This window comes from Pseudomonas sp. Pmew2 (assembly GCF_058129885.1).
In genome coordinates this window covers 417,582-438,774 of sequence record NZ_CM176702.1, presented here as the reverse complement: position 1 = coordinate 438,774, position 21,193 = coordinate 417,582, and the positions used below count along the sequence as shown (strand labels likewise).

The window sequence follows — 21,193 nt, the reverse complement described above, 5'->3', positions numbered from 1 at the left end:
TCGTTCCTCACGCTCCAGCGTGGGAATGCCGTGCGTGACGCTCTGCGTCACGAATCTGCGCCGCGCCGCTAACGCAAGCCAGGACGCGGAGCGTCGCACGATAGTTAAGGTTATCGTTCCTCACGCTCCAGCGTGGGAATGCCTTGCGTGACGCTCCGCGTCACAAATCTGCGCCGCGCCGCAGACGCAAGACCGGACGCGGAGCGTCCAGAACGGCGTACCGACGCTGGAGCGTCGGCACGATAGGTGTCGCGCTCCTGACTTACAGCTTGATCCAGGTGGATTTCAGCTCGGTGTATTTGTCGAAGGCATGCAGCGATTTATCACGACCGTTGCCTGACTGCTTGAAGCCACCGAACGGGGCAGTCATATCGCCGCCGTCGTACTGATTGACCCATACGCTGCCCGCGCGCAGTGCCTTGGCGGTCAGGTGTGCTCTGGAGATATTGGCGGTCCACACGGCAGCAGCCAGGCCATAAGGCGTGTCGTTGGCTATCTGTATCGCTTCTTCGTCGCTGTCGAACGTCAGCACTGAAAGTACCGGGCCGAAGATCTCCTCTTGGGCGATCTTCATGGCGTTGTTCACGCCGTCGAAAATGGTCGGTTCGACGTAAGTGCCGCCGGTTTCCTGCAGAATGCGCTTACCGCCCGCAACCAGTCTGGCACCCTCGGTGTGACCGGCTTCGATGTAAGACAGCACTGTGTTCATCTGCTGGGTGTCGACCAGCGCGCCCACATTGGTCGCAGGGTCCAGCGGATTGCCGGGCTTCCAGGTGGCCAATGCCTCAAGCACCATCGGCAGGAAGCGTTCCTTGATAGAGCGCTCGACCAGCAGCCGAGAACCGGCAGTGCAGACTTCGCCCTGATTGAAAGCAATTGCGCTGGCAGCTGCGTCGGCGGCGGCCTGCAAATCCGGCGCGTCGGCAAAGACGATATTCGGGCTTTTGCCACCGGCTTCCAGCCAGACGCGTTTCATGTTCGACTCGCCTGCGTAAATCATCAGTTGTCTGGCGATTTTGCTCGAACCGGTAAACACCACGGTATCCACGTCCATATGCAGCGCCAGCGCCTTGCCGACGGTATGACCGTAACCCGGCAATACGTTGAGCACGCCCGCAGGAATGCCTGCCTCGATGGCCAACTGCGCAATACGAATGGCGGTCAGCGGAGACTTCTCCGACGGCTTCAGGATCACGGAATTGCCGGTGGACAGTGCAGGACCAAGCTTCCAGCAAGCCATCATCAACGGGAAGTTCCACGGCACGATGGCGGCGACGACACCGACCGGCTCGCGAGTCACCAGGCCCAATTGGTCATGAGGCGTTGCGGCGACCTCGTCATACAGCTTGTCGATGGCCTCACCGCTCCAGCTCAGGGCTCTGGCAGCACCAGGAATGTCGACGCCGAACGAGTCGCCAATCGGCTTGCCCATGTCCAGGGTTTCAAGCAAAGCCAGCTCTTCGGCATTTTGCTTGAGCAGCCCGGCGAAACGGATCATGGTTTCCTTGCGTTTGGCCGGAGCCAGTCGCGACCAGGCACCTGAGTTGAAGGCGCTGCGCGCACTGTCGACAGCGCGTTGCGCGTCAGCGGTGTCGCAACTGGCGACCTTGGCAAGCATCCGGCCATCGACCGGGCTGATGCAATCAAACGTCTCGCCGGAGGAGGCTGCGGTGTATTCACCTTGAATGAAGGCACGGCCTTCGATCTTCAAATGCTGGGCGCGTTGCTCCCAGTCAGCACGAGTCAGGGTGGTCATTTGCATGTCCTCCTCTTGTTGAATGTGGGTGTGTCATGGTTGATTAAAGACACAATCTGAAATTTTTCAGGAAGGCCGTTACCCTAAACCAGCGGCCCGACAAAACCAATATATTTGACATAAATAGCCGCCAAGGCGCTTTTTTGTTGATTTTATTAAACAGCTCCGCGCGCGCGGGGCACTAACGCACAGCACGCACGTCAAACCCTCAACGCATTCAGGACAAGGGGCCCATCATGAGCATCGAAAGCATCGTCGACTTCAGTGAAGCCAGCACCGCCGCCGAGCACTATCGCCCTGCACCGGAAAAGGTCTTTAAGGGCGATCCGGCACAAACCCTCTACAACCACTACAACAGCCCCTGCGGACAGATGAGCGCGGGGGTCTGGAATGGCGAGCCCGGGCAGTGGCAGGTGAGTTACTCGGAGCATGAGTATTGCGAGATTGTGCAGGGTGTTTCAGTCCTGCGCGACGAGCAGGGCAACGCGAAAACCCTGCGCGCAGGCGACCGTTTCGTGATTCCGGCCGGCTTCAAGGGCACTTGGGAGGTGCTGGAAACATGCCGCAAGATTTATGTGGTGTTTGAAGCCGCTGCGGATAAATAAGTACTGCCCTTGCAGCTATGCCAGGAGCGCAGACACAAAAAAACCCGCCGAGGCGGGTTTTTTTGTAGCCGACAGAATCAATTACTTGATTTTGCCTTCTTTGTAGATCACGTGCTTGCGTACAACCGGATCGAATTTTTTGATTTCGATTTTATCCGGGGTAGTACGTTTGTTCTTGTCGGTGGTGTAGAAATGGCCTGTACCAGCGCTCGACACCAAACGGATCAATTCACGCATGATTCTCTCCCTTAAATTTTGCCGTCGCGACGCAGTTCAGCGAGCACAACTTCAATGCCACGCTTGTCGATGATACGCATGCCTTTAGCAGATACGCGCAGACGAACAAAACGCTTCTCGCCTTCAACCCAGAAGCGGTGATGCTGCAGGTTTGGCAGGAAACGACGACGGGTTTTGTTGTTTGCGTGGGAAATGTTATTCCCAGTCACCGGACCCTTACCGGTAACTTGACATACTCTCGACATGCCTCAGCCCTCTAAAACCACATGCCCAACCCGGCATGGGTTGGCCGCTTAATCTCTCAGTCATTTGGCGCCAGGCGCCGCGTTTCTTTAAGGGTCTTACCGGCTACACCTACAGTGAAGGAACCGGGCCCCTAGAAAAGAGCGCTGCTTTATACCAGAAACCCTTGGACGCAACAACAGGCAAAGCACTTTGACCCGAATGAATCCGCTCTGCGCGGCGGTATGCTCAAGCAATGCGGGGGCACAGGCAAATCGACCGCTCGTCGCACCGTAACGATTGTTCTACGCCAGTACATGGTCTAGGGTTAGTCCCTCACCAGACTGCGCCGGCAGATGGGGCCCTTTCTGAACAGGAAATAACGCCATGCGCCTAGCTGCACTCCCTTTTTTGCTTGTTCCGTTGCTGCTTCCGATTGCCGCCCAGGCATCGAACCTTGTGGTCTGCACCGAAGCCAGTCCCGAAGGCTTCGACGTTGTGCAGTACAACTCCCTGACCACCACCAACGCATCGGCCGACGTGCTGATGAACCGTCTGGTGGACTTCGATGCCCAGAGCGGCAAGCTGGTGCCGAGTCTGGCAGAAAGCTGGACCGTGTCCAAAGACGGCCTGACTTACGACTTCAAGCTGCGCGCCGGAGTGAAATTCCACACCACTGACTATTTCAAGCCGACTCGCGAGCTAAATGCGGATGACGTGCTGTTCAGCTTCCAGCGCATGCTCGACCCGCAGAACCCGTGGCACAAGATCGCCCAGAGCGGTTTTCCGCATGCGCAATCCATGCAGTTGCCCGCGCTGATCAAGAGTATCGAAGCGCCCAATGCACACACCGTGCGCTTTACGCTCAACCATGCGGACTCGACCTTCCTGGCCACGCTGAGCATGGGTTTCGCCTCGATCTATTCAGCCGAATATACCGCGCAGCTGTTGAAGGCGGGCACGCCGGAAAAACTCAACAGCCAGCCGATCGGCACCGGGCCGTTCGTGTTCAAGCGCTTCCAGAAAGACGCCGCGGTGCGCTATGAGGCGTTCGACGATTACTTCGCCGGCAAGTCTGATATCGACACGCTGGTGTATGCCATCACGCCGGACGCCAATGTGCGCCTGCAGAAAATCCGTCAGGACGAATGCCAGATAGCGCTCTCGCCCAAGCCTCTGGATATTCAGGCAGCCAGCAAGGACGACTCGCTCAAGGTCGAGAAGACTGAAGCGTTCATGACCGCGTTTGTCGCGATCAACAGCCAGCACCCGCCGTTCGACAAGCCGGAAGTTCGCCAGGCCATCAACCTGGCGTTCGACAAGGACAATTACCTGAAAGCCGTGTTCGAAGGCACCGCTGAAAAAGCCAATGGCCCTTATCCGCCCAACACCTGGAGCTACGCCAAAGACCTGCCCGGCTATCAGCACGATGTCGCCAAGGCCAAGACTTTACTGGCCAAAGCCGGTCTGAAGGATGGTTTCAAGACCACTATCTGGACCCGGCCTTCCGGCAGCCTGCTTAACCCCAACCCAAGCCTGGGCGCTCAATTGTTGCAGGCTGACTTGAAGCAGGTCGGCATTGATGCCGAGATCAAGATCATTGAGTGGGGCGAACTGATTCGCCGCGCCAAGGCTGGCGAGCATGACCTGCTGTTCATGGGCTGGGCGGGCGACAATGGCGACCCGGATAACTTCCTGACCCCGCAGTTCTCGTGTGCAGCCGTGCAGTCGGGCACCAATTTCGCCCGTTATTGCGACAAGACGCTGGACAAGCTCATCACCGATGGTAAGTCCGTCAGCGATCAGGGCGAACGCAGCAAGCTGTACCATCAGGCGCAGCAGCAGGTCCAACAGCAGGCACTGTGGATACCCCTCGCCCACCCGACCGCAGCAGCCTTGGTACGCAAGGACGTCACGGGTTATCAGGTCAGCCCGTTTGGCAGGCAGGATTTCTACAAGGTGCAGGTCAAGTAAGTCGTCAGACCTAGGCCTGTCTGCGTAACTGGCGTGCCAATGCCCTGCATTGGCACGCCCCACCTCAAGACCGGACGCAGAGCGTCCAGAACGGCATTACCACGCAGAGCGCGGGAACGATAAGCCGAATCCCGCCCTATCGCTCCGCGTGAGCGCTACATCAACCCGCGCTCAACCATCGACAGTGGCTCGCCGTCGCCCACGATCACGTGGTCCAGCACATGAACATCCACCAGCATCAGTGCTTCCTTGAGGCGCTTGGTCAGGTCAATGTCGGAACGGCTGGGCGTGGTGATGCCGGAAGGATGGTTGTGGCAGAGGATCAGGCTGGCGGCGTTGTGAGCCATCGCTCGTTTCACCACCTGGCGCGGATGCACATAGGAGGCGTTGATCGTCCCGCGAAACAGTATCTCGAAGGTCATGACCCGGTGCTTGTTGTCCAGAAACAGGCAGGCGAAAACTTCATGCTGTTCATGTCTGAGCTGAGCCTTCAGGTAGTTGCGCACCTGAGTGGGGTTTTCCAGCGCTGAGTCACGGCGCAAGGACTCGGCCATGTGCCGGCGCGCCATCTCCATGACAGCCTGCAACTGAGCAAATTTGGCAGGCCCCAGCCCGAGTTGGGAGGTAAACGTGGACAGGTCAGCATCCAGTAATGATCTGAGCCCGTCGAATTGATTCAGAAGATGACGGGCAAGGTCTACGGCGCTTTTTCCGGCCACCCCGGTGCGTAAAAAGATAGCCAGCAACTCGGCGTCGGAAAGGCTCCCCGCCCCCAACTCCAACAAGCGTTCCCGCGGGCGTTCGGCCGCGGGCCAACTGCGAATACTCATAGCACCTCCATGTGATTGGGCACCGCTGTTGCGGTGCAGTCGCTGTGCTATCTTAGCCCATCTTTTTTGCGCGACGGCCTGGCCTGGGGAGGCGTCATGGACGTCGCGTATTCACTCGACCAAAAAGGCAGGTCTATGCAGCGGCTGTATCGAAAACGCATCGTTCTTGGCGTCGGCGGCGGCATCGCGGCCTACAAGAGCGCCGAGCTGGTCCGCCACCTGCGCGATCAGGGCGCAGAAGTGCGTGTCGTCATGACCAAAGGCGGAGCAGAGTTCATTACGCCGCTGACCATGCAGGCCCTGTCCGGGCACCCTGTGCACCTGGACCTTCTCGACCCGGCCGCAGAGGCCGCGATGGGCCATATCGAACTGGCCAAATGGGCCGACCTGATCCTGATCGCTCCGGCCACCGCCGACCTGATCGCGCGCCTGGCGCAAGGCATCGCCAACGACTTGCTGACCACCATCGTGCTGGCAACCGATGCCACCGTCGCCATCGCACCGGCGATGAATCAGGCAATGTGGCGTGACGCCTCAGTGCAAGCCAATACCAGGCAGCTTGAAGAGCGTGACTTTCGTGTGTTTGGGCCAGCGTCCGGCAGTCAGGCCTGCGGCGATGTCGGCTTCGGTCGCATGCTGGAGGCCGACGATCTGGCCCAGTGCGCAGCGGACTGTTTCCAGCGCCTGAGCCTGACCGGCAAGCATGTGCTGATCACCGCTGGCCCGACCCAGGAAAACATCGATCCGGTGCGCTACATCACCAACCACAGCTCCGGAAAAATGGGCTTTGCCCTGGCCGAAGCGGCTGTGGAAGCCGGTGCGCGCGTCACGCTGATCACCGGGCCAGTCAATCTGCCGACGCCGGATCGCGTCTCGCGCATCGATGTGGTCAGTGCCCGCGACATGCTGGCGGCGTGCGAGGCTGCCATCCCCTGTGACCTGTTCATCGCCTCGGCAGCGGTGGCTGACTACCGTCCGGAAGTTGTCGCCCCGCACAAATTGAAGAAAGATCCTTCAAACGGTGACGGCTTGCTGCTGCAGATGGTCCGCAATCCGGATATTCTGGCGACCATCGCAACCCGCCCGGATCGCCCTTTCAGCGTCGGTTTCGCCGCCGAGACCGAACACCTGCTCGACTACGCTGCCCGCAAGCTCAAGGACAAGAACCTCGACCTGATTGTCGCCAACGATGTCGCCAACCCGAGCATCGGCTTCAACAGCGAGGAAAACGCCTGCAGCGTGATTGACCGAGGGTTGCACGCAACACTTTTCGCCCAGACCAGCAAGGCCAAGATCGCTCGCCAGCTGGTCACTTTTATCGCCGACCGCATGAATCAGGTTTAACTACGAATGCACGCTCTACAAGCCAAGATCCTCGACACTCGCATTGGCAACGAATTTCCACTCCCGGCCTACGCCACTGTTGGCTCGGCAGGCCTGGACCTGCGTGCCATGCTCAAGGAGGATACCGTCCTCGAGCCCGGCCAGACCCTGCTGATCCCTACCGGCCTGTCGATTTACATCGGCGATCCGGGCCTGGCCGCGTTGATCCTGCCGCGCTCCGGCCTGGGTCACAAACATGGCATCGTGCTGGGTAACCTGGTGGGTCTGATCGACTCCGATTATCAGGGAGAATTGATGGTGTCGTGCTGGAACCGTGGCCAGACTGCATTCAACATCGCGGTGGGCGAGCGTATTGCGCAACTGGTGTTGGTGCCTGTGGTGCAGGCGCATTTCGAGCTGGTTGAAGCGTTCGACGAAAGTCAGCGTGGCGCTGGCGGCTTCGGTCATTCCGGCAGTCATTGATCGCCATTCGGCACATAATCCGGGTTCGGGACAAGACTCAGGGAGAGGTCGGTGAAAGGTAGTCAGCACAGCGCTTCACAGCACGCCATACACGCCGATAACTCGCCTCCGGCTGCGAGCCTCAAAGGACTCGCGCCTGGCCTGGTGCCTGCCGCCATCGGCCTGCTGATTGCTGCGGCACTGGTCTGGACAGCTCTGGCCACCGGTCCGCAGCAACAGGACCAGCTTGTTCAGGCCTGGGGCGGCAGTCAGGCAGCAGCGGTGGGTCTGGCGCTGCATCAGATCAACGCGGACACCCAGTCGGCGGCCTCCGGCGCAGCACTTGTGCAGACGCTTCAGAGCAATGACGCCGCTGCCCTGCTGGCCGCTCAGGAGCGATTTACCCGTTGGGACGGCCTTGCAGGCGCTCGGCTGTACTCCAAGGGGCTGGCCGATGTGGACACGCAAGGCGCACTGCCCGTCAGTTTCGCCACCCTGGACATGCTAAACAAGGCCGCACAAGGTGAGACGGTCGCCCCGGAAGCGCGCAAGGTCGGCGAGCGCTGGTTGATCTACAGCGCAGCACCGGTGCGTGCCACTGCCACTCAGCCGGTGATGGGTACGCTGCTGCTGGCCTTTGACCTGCAGCGCTTGCTCAATGCCTTGCCGACGCTGCCTGCCGATGCCGGGCAAGTGGTGCTCAGCCAGCAATTCGGCAGCGGGCCCGCTCAGGTTTTCCTGCAGCGCGGTCAGGCCGTTGACGGCAAAGCACAGGCCTTCGATACCGGTTATACAGGCTGGAAACTCGAGTTCACGCCCGGTCCCGGGCTGAAAACCTCTCCATCCGTGATGCTTCTGCTGCTGGCATTGATTATCGCTGCAGCGGGCGTGCTGCTTGGCTTGCACCGTAATGAACGGGCCCTGCAGAAGCGTATTTGCGCCGACGCACGGCAACTGGATCAGTTGCTCCAAGAACTCTCACGCGGAAAAGCCGTCAAACCCTTCGGTTTGAGCCTCCCGGCCCTTAGTGGTCTGGCTCAGGCCCTTGCTCGTGTCTCGCTTCGTAGTCAGCCTCAGGCAGTGCCTGTCCTGGCGGCGGGCGAGCAGCGCGATGCAGATATTGCCAAAGGCAGTGCTTCGTCCACCGTGGCTGCATCACGCACCGACTGGACCGATCCGCTGTTTCAAGATACCGATATCCTTGATATCGACCTTCTCGACGAAAACCAGGACTTCCTGAGATCGGAGCATAACCTCGCTATGAACAGCCCAGCATCCGTGGCACCCAACCTTCCCGAGACTATTTTCCGTGCCTACGACATTCGTGGCGTGGTCGGGGACACCCTCAACGCTGAAACGGCTTACTGGATCGGCCGCGCCATTGGCTCTGAAAGCCTGGCGCAGAACGAACCCAACGTCAGCGTTGGCCGCGACGGTCGCCTTTCAGGCCCTGAACTGGTAGAGCAACTGATTCAAGGTCTGCACGACAGCGGCTGCCACGTCAGCGATGTGGGCCTGGTGCCAACGCCTGCGCTGTATTACGCAGCCAACGTGCTGGCCGGCAAGACCGGCGTCATGCTGACCGGCAGCCACAACCCCAAGGACTACAACGGCTTCAAGATCGTCATCGCCGGCGACACCCTCGCCAACGAGCAGATCCAGGCGCTGCACGAGCGTATCAAGACCAACAACCTGACTTCGCAGAAAGGCAGCATCACCAAAGTCGACATCCTCGATCGCTACTTCAAGCAGATCAAGGACGACATCGTCATGGCGCGCAAGCTGAAGGTCGTGGTCGACTGCGGCAACGGCGCGGCAGGCGTGATCGCGCCGCAGCTGATCGAAGCGCTGGGTTGTGAAGTGATCTCGCTGTTCGCGGAAGTGGACGGCAACTTCCCCAATCACCACCCGGACCCGGGCAAGCTGGAAAACCTGCAGGATCTAATCGCCAAGGTCAAGGAAACCGGTGCCGATCTGGGCCTGGCATTCGACGGTGACGGCGACCGTGTCGGTGTCGTGACCAACAAGGGTAATGTGGTTTACCCGGATCGCCTGTTGATGCTGTTCGCGCTGGACGTGCTCAAGCGCAACCCGGGTGCCGACATCATTTTCGACGTCAAATGCACACGTCGCCTGACTCCGCTGATCAGCGAACATGGCGGTCGTCCGGTGATGTGGAAAACCGGCCACTCGCTGATCAAGAAAGAAATGAAAAAGAGTGGCGCGCTGCTCGCAGGTGAAATGAGTGGCCACATCTTCTTCAAGGAACGCTGGTTCGGTTTCGACGACGGTATCTACAGCGCGGCACGTCTGCTGGAGATCCTCAGCCAGGAGTCGGCCAATGCCGAAGACCTGTTCGAAACCTTCCCGAACGATATTTCGACGCCTGAAATCAACATCAAGGTGACGGATGTCACCAAGTTCAGCATCATCAAGGCCCTTGAAACCGACGCGCAGTGGGGCGACGCCAAACTGACCACCATCGACGGTGTCCGCGTGGACTATCCGAAGGGTTGGGGTCTGGTTCGTGCGTCCAATACCACGCCGGTACTGGTGCTGCGTTTCGAGGCCGAAACCGAGGCTGAGTTGCAGCGCATCAAGGACGTGTTCCACGCTGAGCTGAAAAAAGTTGCACCGGATCTCGACCTGCCATTTTGATTGTTTTTCCTTTTGACTGGAGCCCTGAATGACCCTCGAACGTGATGCCGCCTCTAATGTAGCCAAGGTCCTTTCCGAAGCGCTGCCTTACATTCGCCGCTTTGTCGGCAAGACGCTGGTTATCAAGTACGGCGGCAACGCCATGGAGAGCGAAGAGCTGAAAACCGGCTTTGCGCGCGACATCGTGTTGATGAAGGCGGTGGGCATCAACCCGGTGGTGGTTCACGGCGGCGGGCCGCAGATCGGTGATCTGCTCAAGCGCCTGTCCATCGAGAGCCACTTCATCGATGGCATGCGTGTGACCGATGCGCAGACTATGGATGTGGTGGAGATGGTGCTGGGTGGCCAGGTCAACAAGGACATAGTCAACCTGATCAACCGGCATGGCGGCAGCGCGATCGGCCTGACCGGCAAGGACGCTGAGCTGATTCGTGCGAAGAAACTCACCGTCACGCGCCAGACGCCGGAAATGACCAAGCCCGAAATCATCGACATCGGTCAGGTCGGTGAAGTGGTCGGGGTCAACACCGGGCTGCTCAACATGCTGGTCAAAGGGGATTTCATTCCGGTCATCGCGCCTATCGGCGTGGGCCCGGACGGCGAGTCGTACAACATCAACGCCGACCTGGTCGCAGGCAAGGTTGCCGAGGCCCTCAAGGCCGAGAAGCTGATTCTGCTGACCAACATCGCCGGCCTGATGAACAAGCAGGGCGAAGTCCTGACTGGGCTGACCACCGAACAGGTCGACGGCCTGATCGCCGACGGCACGATCTACGGCGGCATGCTGCCGAAGATCCGTTGCGCGTTGGAAGCGGTTCAGGGTGGGGTCAATAGCTCGCACATCATCGATGGACGAGTGCCCAATGCGGTCCTGCTGGAAATCTTCACCGACAGCGGTGTAGGTACTCAGATCACCAACCGCAAGCGGCACTGATTCAGGCGTAACACCCAAAGGCCCCGTGAGCTGACGCTGACGGGGCCTTTTTGTTGGTTGATGATGATCGCTGATTATCGTTCCCACGCTCCAGCGTGGTAACGCCGCTCTGGACGCTCTGCGTCCTGTCCTGAATGTGTGGCGCGGCGCAGATTTGTGACGCAGAGCGTCACGACAGGCATTCCCACGCTGGAGCGTGAGGAACGATAGGTGTCTGGCTTCGACCCCTTTCGCGAACAAGTTCGCTCCTACGGCCTTCGGCCAGAATCAAAAACAGGCGTGGGCATGCGCTTCTGGACGCTCTGCGTCCTGTCATTGAGTCAGCCGCTGTACGCGCAGGCGATCTTCGGCGAAATCTGCTTCAGCCTTTACCCGTGCGGCCTGATACCCGGCGATATCGGTTTGCAGCTTCTGCTGCTGATCGCGCAAGTCATTCAACTGATCGACCAGCCCCTGCTGAACAGGACGCCCCGCACGCTCCAGGTTGGCTGCCTGGCCTTGCAGATTGCGCTGCTGAGCCGCCAGCCCCTGAATGTTGCCCTGAGCAACGCCAATCAGCGCATCCAGCTCGGCCAGTTTGCGGGCCTTGACGCGGTCCACCTCATCGACACTGCTGTAAAGGCTTAACAGCTGTGCATCCGCAGCGGCCTGGCGCTTGTCTGCTTCGGACTGACGAATCTGCTCGGCAGTCGGCGCAGGCGGTACGACCTGAACCACCCGACCACGACTGTTGAGCACTTCATAGCCTTTGGCAACGTAGTCGGGCGGCACGCCTTGCGTGTCGATCACCGTCACCCCGCGGCTGTCGACGTAGCGATAAAGCCGTGGCTCAGGTGCGTCGGCCGCTTGGGCGAGCATGGGCGCAAGCATGACCACAGCCAGCAAGGCCCGAAAACCGCTCAGCGCGCCTGAAACCGATCGCCAAGACCTGCCGCCGACTGCCATAGGCACGTCCTCAGATTCCGAATTGCGCGCGATAGGCTTCGACAGCAGGCAGATGCTGCTTGAGTTGCGGATCGTCGGCCAGGAACTCGAGCACCTGATTCAGCGACACGATACTCACCACCGGAATCCCGAAGTCACGCTCGACTTCCTGAATCGCCGACAGTTCGCCATTGCCACGCTCCTGACGATTGAGCGCGATCAGCACGCCCGCAGCTGTCGCGTCCTGGTCCTTGATGATCTGCATGACCTCACGGATCGCAGTGCCCGCAGTGATCACGTCGTCGATGATCAGCACGTTACCGGTCAGCGGGGACCCCACCAGACTGCCGCCTTCGCCGTGCGCCTTGGCTTCCTTGCGGTTGAAACACCACGGCAGATCACGGTCATGATGCTCGGCCAGCGCCACAGCAGTGGCCGATGCGAGCGGAATGCCCTTGTAGGCCGGACCGAAAAGAACGTCGAAGGCAATACCGCTTTCAACCACGGCTGCCGCGTAGAAACGCCCCAGCTGTGCCAGTGCGGAACCGGTGTTGAACAGCCCCGCATTGAAGAAGTACGGACTGGTGCGCCCGGACTTGAGAGTGAACTCACCGAAGCGCAGAACACCGCGATCGATGGCAAAACGAATAAAATCGCGTTGATACGCTTGCATGAAAAAAGCTCCGAATACCACGGATTTAGCTAATTAGGTAGAGCTCGGGTATCATACACGCACGTGATTTTTGGGGCCATTTATGCGGATCATCAGTGTGAACGTAAATGGCATTCAGGCTGCGGTCGAGCGTGGTTTGCTCAGCTGGCTGCAAGCTCAGAATGCCGACGTCATCTGCTTACAGGACACCCGCGCCTCCACCTTTGAACTGGATGATCCAGCCTTTCAGCTGGACGGTTACTTCCTCTATGCCTGCGAAGCCGAGGTTCCCGCTCAGGGTGGTGTGGCGCTGTATTCGCGGTTGCAGCCGAAGGCGGTAATCAGCGGCCTCGGCTTCGAGACAGCCGACCGCTACGGGCGCTACCTGCAAGCAGATTTCGACAAGGTCAGTATCGCTACCCTGCTCTTTCCGTCAGGGATGAATGGCGATGAAGACCTGAATCAGAAATTCAAGCTCATGGACGATTTCGGCAAGTACATGGACAAGCAACGCCGCAAGCGTCGCGAATACATCTATTGCGGATCGCTCTATGTCGCGCAGCAGAAGCTCGACATCAAAAACTGGCGTGACAGCCAGCAGTCTCCTGGCTTCCTGGCGCCTGAACGCGCCTGGATGGACGAGATTGTCGGCACCATGGGCTATGTCGATGCCCTGCGTGAAGTCAGCCGCGAAGGTGATCAGTACAGCTGGTGGCCGGATAACGAACAGGCCGAGATGCTGAATCTGGGCTGGCGCTTCGATTATCAGATACTGACCCCAGGCCTGCGCCGCTTCGTGCGCAGCGCCCGTCTGCCACGCCAGCCGCGCTTCTCGCAACACGCGCCGCTGATCGTGGATTACGACTGGACCCTGACTATCTGATAGCCAGGCGAACAGCGCACACGAAAAAGCCGACTTCAAGTCGGCTTTTTGCGTTGCTCGCGCTATGCATTATTTCAACAGGCGCCAGGTGAAGGGGTAACGATATTCCAGTCCGCTGTTTGCCTTCACCCCGGCGATAACCGTAAGTATGAAAGCACCGAGGCACACCAGCATGAACAGTGCGATGCCGATTACCACGAACATCAGCATTATGCATATCAGGCCTGCAATCGCGGCAGTGATCTGAAAGTTCAGCGCTTCTTTGCCCTGCGAATCAATGAACGGGTCTGTCTCCCTCTTCATTTGCCAGAGAATCAATGGCGCAAGGAGATTGCCGAAGGGGAAGACCAGTCCAATGAGAGCGGATAAATGACAGAACATCGCCCACTGACGGGCTTCCCGGCTGGGTTTGTACAAGGGCTGCGGACTGTCATTCATCATCAAACGCTCCTTATTTATCAATCGGCCAGTGCGGCACGCTGCAGTTCAAACAACTCGGTAATGCCCTTCTGTGCCAGCGCCAGCATCGCGTTCAGCTCTTCAGGCTGGAATGGCGCGCCTTCGGCAGTGCCCTGTACTTCAATGAAGCCGCCTGCACTGGTCATGACCACGTTCAGGTCGGTTTCCGCAGCGGAATCTTCCAGGTAATCGAGGTCAAGCACCGGCTCGCCCTGATACATGCCGACCGAAACGGCTGCGATCATCTGCTTGAGCGGGTCACCGCCCTTCAGGCCGCCACGCTTCTTGATCACTTTCAAGGCGTCTGCCAGAGCAACCATTGCGCCGGTGATGGACGCGGTGCGAGTGCCACCGTCCGCTTGAATGACATCGCAATCGACGTACAGGGTCACGTCGCCCAGCTTGGACATGTCCAGCGCAGCGCGCAGCGAACGACCGATCAGGCGCTGGATTTCGAGTGTACGACCACCCTGCTTGCCGCGACTGGCTTCACGCTGGTTACGCTCGCCGGTAGCGCGCGGCAGCATGCCGTACTCGGCAGTCAGCCAACCCTGGCCCTGTCCCTTGAGGAAGCGTGGTACGCCGTTTTCGACGCTGACGGTGCAAATCACCTTGGTATCACCAAACTCGACCAGTACAGAACCCTCGGCGTGTTTGGTGTAGTTGCGGGTGATGCGGATCGAGCGGAGCTGATCGGCGGCGCGACCACTTGGACGTTTCATCTGGGATACCTGTACTGAGACGGAAAACTGCTGGGCATTATAGAGGCCACAGCTGCTGCTGGGCATCTCTAAAAGCCGCCAATGCCGATTTGCTACGAACAGAAGGCTCTGGATCAATACTTTCGACGCTCTGGCGTGATCGCAAGGAATGCCTTGTGTCACTTGTAACGCTGCCGGATTGGGAGCCTGCGCCGCACTGCGCTACAATCCTGCGCCTCTGCAGCCAGTCGGCTTTCACGACACCCATGAGCGCCGATCCTGTGCACCCATGGGTTGAATCACGCTCCTGAATCGATAAGAGGTACTTCCCATGGTGCACAGCATGACTGCCTTTGCCCGCGTAGAGCGAGCCGGTGCCCAAGGCACACTGAGCTGGGAACTGCGCTCGGTCAATCACCGCTATCTGGAGCCGCACCTGCGCCTGCCGGAGTCGTTCCGTGATCTGGAAGGTGCGATTCGCGAAGCGCTACGTCAGGGGCTTTCGCGTGGCAAGGTCGAATGCACATTGCGTTTTGTCGAGGAAACCGCTGGCAAACCGCTGCAAGTGGATCTTGAGCGTGCAGGCCAGTTGATCGCCGCAGCCGAATCGGTTGCCGGCCTGATCAAACAGCCTGCCGCGCTGAACCCCCTTGAAGTTCTGGCATGGCCCGGCGTACTGGTGGCTGATGCCAGCGATCCGCAGGTGTTGAACACCGAAGCACTGAAGCTGTTCAATGATGCGCTGACTGAATTGAAGAGCGGGCGCGGGCGCGAAGGTGCAGACCTGGCCAGATTGCTTGATGACCGACTCTCTTCCATCGTCGAGGAGGTTGCTACCCTGCGCACCCTGGTGCCGCAGATGCTGGCAACTCAGCGCCAGAAAGTACTGGATCGCTTTGCCGACATGAAAGCCGAACTGGATCCGCAGCGTCTGGAGCAGGAAATGGTTCTGTTGGCACAGAAAAGCGATGTTGCCGAAGAACTGGACCGCCTCAGCACACACGTCACCGAGGTCCGTCGCGTGCTCAAGGCTGGCGGTCAGGCAGGCCGGCGCCTTGATTTCCTGATGCAAGAGCTTAACCGCGAAGCGAATACACTGGGCTCCAAGGCCTTTGACCCACGCAGCACGCAGGCTGCCGTCAACCTTAAAGTGTTGATCGAGCAGATGCGCGAGCAAGTGCAGAATATTGAGTAAGGCTGAACCTGACATGACCCATATCACTGGCACCCTGTATATCATTTCCGCCCCGTCCGGCGCGGGCAAGACCAGCCTGGTCAAGGCCCTGATGGACGCCCAGCAAGAGCCTCAGCACGGCGCGCAGGCGAAGATCCGCGTCTCGGTCTCGCACACCACCCGGGCCATGCGCCCCGGCGAAGTGAACGGCGTGAACTACAACTTCGTCGATCGTGCCGAGTTCGTGCGCATGATCGAGCACGGCGACTTTCTTGAGCAGGCCGAAGTCTTCGGCAATCTGTACGGCACCTCGCAGAGCCACCTGCAGCAGACCCTTGACGAAGGCCACGACCTGATTCTGGAAATCGACTGGCAGGGTGCCCGGCAGGTTCGCGCGCAAATGCCGCAGGCCCGGTCGATCTTCATTCTGCCGCCTACCCAGCAGGCATTGCGTCAGCGCCTGACCAATCGCGGCCAGGACAGTGACGAGATCATTGAAGCGCGGATGCGTGAAGCGGTCAGCGAAATGAGCCACTACAACGAGTATGAATACGTTGTGGTCAATGACGATTTTGCCGGTGCGCTGGAAGACCTCAAGGCGATATTCCGCGCCAATCGCCTGACCCAGCAGCATCAGCAAGAGCAATACAGCGAGCTTTTTCAGGAATTGCTGGCTTGATCGAGTCGTTTCCAGACATCAGGCAACAGGTTAAAAGCATGCCGTTGGTGGCTTGCCGCTTGATGCCTGGTGCTGTCCGCTTGTAAACTATCGAGTCCGCTCGCCCATCCGGGCATCGCGCATCCGCATTTGCTACGAGGAATACCCATGGCCCGCGTAACCGTTGAAGACTGCCTAGAACACGTGGATAACCGCTTTGAGCTGGTCATGCTCTCTACCAAGCGTGCCCGTCAACTGGCAACCGGCGGCAAAGAACCAAAGCTGGCCTGGGAAAACGACAAGCCTACCGTTATGGCACTGCGTGAAATCGCGGCTGGCCTGATGGATTACGCTGTAATCGCAGAAGCCGAAATCGTTGAAGATGAACCATTGTTCGCAGCGTTCGAGGACGAGTCCAACGAGGCCGTCTAAGCCTATGCCAGGTCGACGTAGTACGGCGCAGGGTAAAAGCCATTGGCAAGGGGTAGCGCCTTGCCGAGCATAGACGCCCTCGCCGAAAGACTGTCGGCCTACCTCGGCAAGGACCAGGTCAACCTGGTTCGCCGAGCGTATTACTATGCCGAACAAGCCCACGATGGCCAGCGCCGTCGCAGTGGTGAAGCCTACGTTACGCACCCTCTTGCGGTAGCGAACATTCTTGCCGACATGCACATGGACCATCAGAGCCTGATGGCTGCGATGCTGCATGACGTCATCGAAGACACCGGCATTGCCAAGGAAGCGCTCAGCGCCCAATTTGGCGAAACCGTCGCCGAACTGGTCGACGGGGTCAGCAAACTGACCCAGATGAATTTCGAGACCAAGGCCGAAGCCCAGGCAGAAAACTTCCAGAAAATGGCCATGGCCATGGCGCGCGACATTCGCGTGATCCTGGTCAAGCTCGCCGATCGCCTGCACAACATGCGCACGCTGGAAGTGCTGTCGGGCGAAAAGCGTCGGCGCATCGCCAAGGAAACCCTCGAAATCTATGCACCCATCGCCAATCGACTGGGTATGCACAGTGTGCGCATCGAATTCGAGGACCTGGGTTTCAAGGCGATGTACCCGATGCGCTCCTCGCGCATCAACCAGGCGGTCAAGCGCGCCAGGGGCAATCGCAAGGAACTGGTCAACAAGATCGAAGAGTCCCTCAGTCATTGCCTGGCCGTTGACGGCATCGAAGGCGACGTGAGCGGGCGGCAAAAGCATCTTTATGGCATCTACAAGAAGATGCGCGGCAAGCGTCGCGCCTTCAACGAGATCATGGATGTCTACGCATTCCGCATCATCGTCGACAAGGTCGATACCTGTTATCGCGTACTGGGCGCTGTACATAATTTGTACAAGCCGCTGCCCGGCCGCTTCAAGGACTACATCGCGATCCCCAAGGCCAACGGCTACCAGTCCCTGCATACGACCTTGTTCGGTATGCATGGCGTACCGATCGAAATCCAGATTCGCACCCGCGAAATGGAAGAGATGGCCAACAACGGCATCGCTGCACACTGGCTGTACAAATCCAGCGACGACGAGCAGCCAAAAGGCACTCATGCCCGTGCCCGGCAGTGGGTCAAGGGTGTGCTGGAAATGCAGCAGCGTGCGGGCAACTCTCTGGAGTTCATTGAAAGCGTCAAGATCGACCTGTTCCCGGACGAGGTTTACGTTTTCACGCCCAAAGGCCGGATCATGGAGCTGCCCAAAGGCTCCACGGCGGTGGATTTCGCCTATGCGGTACACACCGACGTCGGCAACAGCTGCATTGCTTGCCGGATCAACCGCCGGCTGGCGCCGCTGTCCGAACCGCTGCAAAGCGGCTCGACCGTCGAGATTGTCAGTGCGCCCGGCGCACGTCCGAACCCGGCATGGCTGAACTTCGTCGTGACCGGCAAGGCGCGTACGCATATTCGCCACGCGCTCAAGCTGCAACGCCGCTCCGAGTCGATCAACCTCGGCGAGCGCCTGCTGAACAAGGTGCTCAACGGCTTCGAATGCAGTCTCGACAAGATCACTCAGGAACGCATTCAGCTGGTGCTCAACGAGTACCGGGTCGAAGTGCTGGAAGACCTGCTCGAAGACATCGGGCTGGGCAATCGCATGGCCTATGTCGTCGCTCGCCGCCTGCTGGGCGAGGGCGAGCAGTTGCCAAGCCCTGAAGGTCCGCTGGCGATTCGTGGCACCGAAGGCCTGGTGCTCAGCTACGCCAAGTGCTGCACACCGATCCCGGGCGACCCGATTGTCGGCCACCTGTCTGCAGGCAAGGGCATGGTTGTGCACCTGGACAACTGCCGCAACATCAGCGAAATCCGTCACAACCCGGAAAAATGCATTCAGTTGTCCTGGGCCAAGGATGTCACCGGCGAATTCAACGTCGAATTGCGTGTCGAACTCGAGCATCAGCGCGGCCTGATCGCTCTGCTGGCCAGCAGCGTCAACGCGGCCGACGGCAATATCGAAAAAATCAGTATGGACGAACGCGATGGTCGCATCAGCGTGGTCCAACTGGTGGTCAGCGTGCACGACCGTGTGCATCTGGCTCGTGTAATCAAGAAACTGCGCGCCCTGACCGGTGTCACACGCATCACCCGGATGCGCGCGTAGGCCATCCATCATCAGGAGTTCTCATGACCAAGACTGTCATCACCAGCGATAAAGCCCCTGCGGCCATCGGCCCTTACTCACAGGCCATCAAAGCTGGCAATACCGTCTACATGTCTGGACAGATCCCGCTGGACCCGAACAGCATGGAACTGGTTGAAGGCATCGAAGCCCAGATCACTCAGGTTTTCGAAAACCTCAAGTCGGTTGCCGAAGCGGCGGGCGGATCGTTCAAGGACATCGTCAAATTAAACATCTTTCTGACCGACCTGGGCCACTTCGCCAAGGTCAACGAGCTCATGAGCACCTATTTCACTCAGCCTTATCCGGCCCGTGCGGCCATCGGCGTTGCGGCATTGCCGCGTGGCGCCCAGGTTGAAATGGACGCGATTCTCGTCATCGAATAATCCCCCGACGGAGCGTGCCTTGCGCTCCGTTCTCCCTGAAGGAAGGAATCCGTTATGCGCTCCGCGCTCGCCATCTCGCTGCTCGCCGTCATTCTGGGCGGCTGCGCCAGCCACGCCGACCGCAATCCGGACGGCACCTGGATCAACCAGACCGCCATCGACGCCGCCGTCAAACAAGGCAACCTGCGTCAGGCACTGCTCGCCAACGGCCCCAATCTGGAGTGGAAAATAAACTCCAAAGCCAATCAGGCCATTTACTCCAACGGTTTCGAGCTGGGTGAAGGCAAGATCGTCAGCGCTGCTGAAGGCAAGCTGCACATCGACTTCTACGGCAACTTCTTCGAAGACCTGAGCGTAAAGGGTGATGAACTGGTTCAAGCGGCCAGCGAGTCAGGCCCTGAACAGCACTTCCAGAAGCCGGAAAACCCGGCTCCGGAAGGCGCTCAGCCTGGCACAAGCTTCGAGAAAGCCTTGTATAGCGCCTACATGGGCGGCAAATGGACTGTAGTGGAAGGCGATGGCCAAGGCAGCACCGTGCAATTCATGCCTGACGGCAGTGTGCAGGGGCTTCCCGAAAACGATCGCTACGCACTATGCCTGGCGGGCGATTGCGCAGCCATGAGCGGCGAATACGACAGCATGTGGCTGGAGAAATCCGAAAAAGGCAACCCGTGGATCTTTGCTCGCAAAGGCAAGCAACTGGAGATATTCCAGGCTATGAACAATGCCGGTGCTGACCAGATGCCCGAGCTGCGTCCAGGCCCACGTCGCTGGTTGCTCGAACAGCAATAAGCGACTCACGCTTCAGGAGCGCCCTTCAAGGCGCTCCTGACGGCGACTTGTTTACCCCAGCAATGCCGCATAGCCAGCCCGATAATCCGGGTACACCGGCACCCATCCCAGTGCGCGCGCCCTGGCATTGCTGCAACGCTTGCTGCCCACGCGCTGCACGCTGACCTCTTCCGACCATTCGGTCACCCCCAGATACTCACGTATCCACGCCACCACATCGGCAAGCGCAGCCGGATCGTCGTCAACGCCTAGATAGCAATTCTCCAGTGCCACACCTCGTTGATCCGCCTGAAGCAGATGCTCCAGCAAACTGGCGGCATCGTCCGCATGAATGCGATTGGCGTAGACCGGAGGATCAATTCTGACACTGTGCCCCTGACGCACGCGGTTCGACAGATCACTGCGTCCGGGCCCGTAGATACCGGTCAGCCTCACCGCCGTGGCTGGCAGTCCGCTGTTCAGCGCTAGCTGCTCGGCTTCCAGCATCACAGTGCCGGTGTAGTTGGCCGGTTCGGTGACGGAGTCTTCATCAACCCACTCCCCGTTCTGCTGACCGTAGACACCGCTGCTTGAGACGAAGATCAACCGCTTTGGACGCTGCCCGGTCTGCTCAAGCCAGCTCAATACATTGCGCAGCCCCTCGACATAAGCCATCCGGTAACCCGCTTCGTCACGCTGCGAAGGCGTTGCGCAATACACCACATAGTCCAGTGCCGCAGTGGGCCACAGGGCAGGCTTGCAGGTATCGAACAAATCGCCCGCCACACCGTGAACACCGGCAGGCAGCTCGGAAACAGTACGCCGCAGCCCATGCACGGTCCAGCCGTGAGGCAGCAGGCGGGTCGCAAGTCGCGAACCAATGTCACCGCAGCCGGCGATTAGAAGCGAAGGGGCAGTCATTCGGTATCTCCATAACAGGTGGTGTCAGCGCCGTACAAAATGATCAT

22 protein-coding genes are annotated in these 21,193 nt (G+C 59.2%); 13 read left to right on the top strand and 9 right to left on the bottom strand.

The window, feature by feature from the left end; translation table 11 throughout:
- Positions 1-262: 262 nt before the first annotated feature.
- A complete protein-coding gene (locus tag AC4ANK_RS02040; protein WP_002551517.1) occupies positions 263-1,756 on the bottom strand; it encodes an aldehyde dehydrogenase in 1,494 nt (497 codons plus the stop codon).
- A gap of 236 nt (positions 1,757-1,992) precedes the next feature.
- Between AC4ANK_RS02040 and AC4ANK_RS02035 the strand changes: the two genes are divergently transcribed.
- The gene (locus AC4ANK_RS02035; RefSeq protein ID WP_002551516.1) at positions 1,993-2,361 is read left to right on the top strand and encodes a cupin domain-containing protein; all 369 of its coding nucleotides are present in this window, start codon (positions 1,993-1,995) and stop codon (positions 2,359-2,361) included.
- Between the two features lie 81 nt (positions 2,362-2,442).
- On the opposite strand, the gene rpmG is transcribed toward AC4ANK_RS02035, so the two are convergent.
- Both rpmG and rpmB read right to left on the bottom strand, forming a co-directional pair.
- Entirely contained in the window at positions 2,443-2,598 is a 156-nt protein-coding gene (gene rpmG, locus AC4ANK_RS02030) for a 50S ribosomal protein L33 (RefSeq protein WP_002551515.1), read from the bottom strand.
- 11 nt (positions 2,599-2,609) lie between these two features.
- A complete protein-coding gene (rpmB, locus tag AC4ANK_RS02025; protein WP_002551514.1) occupies positions 2,610-2,843 on the bottom strand; it encodes a 50S ribosomal protein L28 in 234 nt (77 codons plus the stop codon).
- A 364-nt stretch (positions 2,844-3,207) separates the two neighbouring features.
- Here rpmB and AC4ANK_RS02020 point away from each other — a divergent pair, with 364 nt between their 5' ends.
- Positions 3,208-4,794, top strand: coding sequence for an ABC transporter substrate-binding protein (locus AC4ANK_RS02020; protein WP_002551513.1), 1,587 nt, complete (start codon positions 3,208-3,210; stop codon positions 4,792-4,794).
- Positions 4,795-4,949: 155 nt separating this feature from the next.
- On the opposite strand, the gene radC is transcribed toward AC4ANK_RS02020, so the two are convergent.
- A complete protein-coding gene (gene radC, locus AC4ANK_RS02015; RefSeq protein WP_002551512.1) occupies positions 4,950-5,624 on the bottom strand; it encodes a RadC family protein in 675 nt (224 codons plus the stop codon).
- 135 nt (positions 5,625-5,759) lie between these two features.
- On the opposite strand from radC, the gene coaBC reads away from it, so the two are divergent.
- From coaBC to argB, 4 genes are read left to right on the top strand one after another with little or no spacing between them, the layout of a single operon-like run.
- Positions 5,760-6,968 carry a bifunctional phosphopantothenoylcysteine decarboxylase/phosphopantothenate--cysteine ligase CoaBC gene (gene coaBC, locus AC4ANK_RS02010; protein ID WP_460385115.1) on the top strand — a complete coding sequence of 403 codons (1,209 nt, stop codon included), beginning with the start codon at positions 5,760-5,762 and terminating at the stop codon, positions 6,966-6,968.
- Between the two features lie 6 nt (positions 6,969-6,974).
- A complete protein-coding gene (gene dut, locus AC4ANK_RS02005) occupies positions 6,975-7,430 on the top strand; it encodes a dUTP diphosphatase (RefSeq protein WP_002551510.1) in 456 nt (151 codons plus the stop codon).
- 51 nt (positions 7,431-7,481) lie between these two features.
- Positions 7,482-10,067 (top strand): phosphomannomutase/phosphoglucomutase, encoded by a 2,586-nt coding sequence (locus tag AC4ANK_RS02000; RefSeq protein ID WP_002551509.1) that lies wholly within the window; start codon positions 7,482-7,484, stop codon positions 10,065-10,067.
- A 28-nt stretch (positions 10,068-10,095) separates the two neighbouring features.
- Positions 10,096-11,001 (top strand): acetylglutamate kinase, encoded by a 906-nt coding sequence (argB, locus tag AC4ANK_RS01995; RefSeq protein WP_002551508.1) that lies wholly within the window; start codon positions 10,096-10,098, stop codon positions 10,999-11,001.
- 312 nt (positions 11,002-11,313) lie between these two features.
- Here the strand turns inward: argB and AC4ANK_RS01990 are convergent, their stop codons facing one another.
- Positions 11,314-11,946 (bottom strand): hypothetical protein, encoded by a 633-nt coding sequence (locus tag AC4ANK_RS01990; RefSeq protein WP_044423868.1) that lies wholly within the window; start codon positions 11,944-11,946, stop codon positions 11,314-11,316.
- Positions 11,947-11,956: 10 nt separating this feature from the next.
- Positions 11,957-12,598 (bottom strand): orotate phosphoribosyltransferase, encoded by a 642-nt coding sequence (pyrE, locus tag AC4ANK_RS01985; RefSeq protein ID WP_002551506.1) that lies wholly within the window; start codon positions 12,596-12,598, stop codon positions 11,957-11,959.
- An 82-nt stretch (positions 12,599-12,680) separates the two neighbouring features.
- On the opposite strand from pyrE, the gene crc reads away from it, so the two are divergent.
- A complete protein-coding gene (gene crc / locus AC4ANK_RS01980) occupies positions 12,681-13,460 on the top strand; it encodes a catabolite repression control protein Crc (protein WP_002551505.1) in 780 nt (259 codons plus the stop codon).
- A gap of 69 nt (positions 13,461-13,529) precedes the next feature.
- Here the strand turns inward: crc and AC4ANK_RS01975 are convergent, their stop codons facing one another.
- Both AC4ANK_RS01975 and rph read right to left on the bottom strand, forming a co-directional pair.
- A complete protein-coding gene (locus AC4ANK_RS01975; protein ID WP_031595921.1) occupies positions 13,530-13,898 on the bottom strand; it encodes a DUF4870 domain-containing protein in 369 nt (122 codons plus the stop codon).
- Positions 13,899-13,918: 20 nt separating this feature from the next.
- Positions 13,919-14,641 (bottom strand): ribonuclease PH, encoded by a 723-nt coding sequence (gene rph / locus AC4ANK_RS01970; protein ID WP_002551503.1) that lies wholly within the window; start codon positions 14,639-14,641, stop codon positions 13,919-13,921.
- 310 nt (positions 14,642-14,951) lie between these two features.
- Here rph and AC4ANK_RS01965 point away from each other — a divergent pair, with 310 nt between their 5' ends.
- The 6 genes from AC4ANK_RS01965 to AC4ANK_RS01940 all read left to right on the top strand — a co-directional run bounded on the left by AC4ANK_RS01965 (position 14,952) and on the right by AC4ANK_RS01940 (position 20,246).
- Positions 14,952-15,815: a YicC/YloC family endoribonuclease gene (locus AC4ANK_RS01965; RefSeq protein ID WP_002551502.1), complete on the top strand. Its 864-nt coding sequence runs from the start codon at positions 14,952-14,954 to the stop codon at positions 15,813-15,815.
- Between the two features lie 13 nt (positions 15,816-15,828).
- Positions 15,829-16,473, top strand: a complete 645-nt coding sequence (gmk, locus tag AC4ANK_RS01960; RefSeq protein ID WP_002551501.1) for a guanylate kinase — start codon at positions 15,829-15,831, stop codon at positions 16,471-16,473.
- Between the two features lie 147 nt (positions 16,474-16,620).
- The gene (gene rpoZ / locus AC4ANK_RS01955) at positions 16,621-16,884 is read left to right on the top strand and encodes a DNA-directed RNA polymerase subunit omega (protein ID WP_002551500.1); all 264 of its coding nucleotides are present in this window, start codon (positions 16,621-16,623) and stop codon (positions 16,882-16,884) included.
- 60 nt (positions 16,885-16,944) lie between these two features.
- The gene (gene spoT, locus AC4ANK_RS01950; RefSeq protein WP_002551499.1) at positions 16,945-19,050 is read left to right on the top strand and encodes a bifunctional GTP diphosphokinase/guanosine-3',5'-bis pyrophosphate 3'-pyrophosphohydrolase; all 2,106 of its coding nucleotides are present in this window, start codon (positions 16,945-16,947) and stop codon (positions 19,048-19,050) included.
- A 23-nt stretch (positions 19,051-19,073) separates the two neighbouring features.
- Entirely contained in the window at positions 19,074-19,454 is a 381-nt protein-coding gene (locus AC4ANK_RS01945; protein WP_031595916.1) for a RidA family protein, read from the top strand.
- Between the two features lie 54 nt (positions 19,455-19,508).
- A complete protein-coding gene (locus AC4ANK_RS01940) occupies positions 19,509-20,246 on the top strand; it encodes a hypothetical protein (protein ID WP_002551498.1) in 738 nt (245 codons plus the stop codon).
- A gap of 51 nt (positions 20,247-20,297) precedes the next feature.
- Here the strand turns inward: AC4ANK_RS01940 and AC4ANK_RS01935 are convergent, their stop codons facing one another.
- Positions 20,298-21,146 carry an SDR family oxidoreductase gene (locus AC4ANK_RS01935; RefSeq protein WP_002551497.1) on the bottom strand — a complete coding sequence of 283 codons (849 nt, stop codon included), beginning with the start codon at positions 21,144-21,146 and terminating at the stop codon, positions 20,298-20,300.
- Positions 21,147-21,193: the final 47 nt, after the last annotated feature.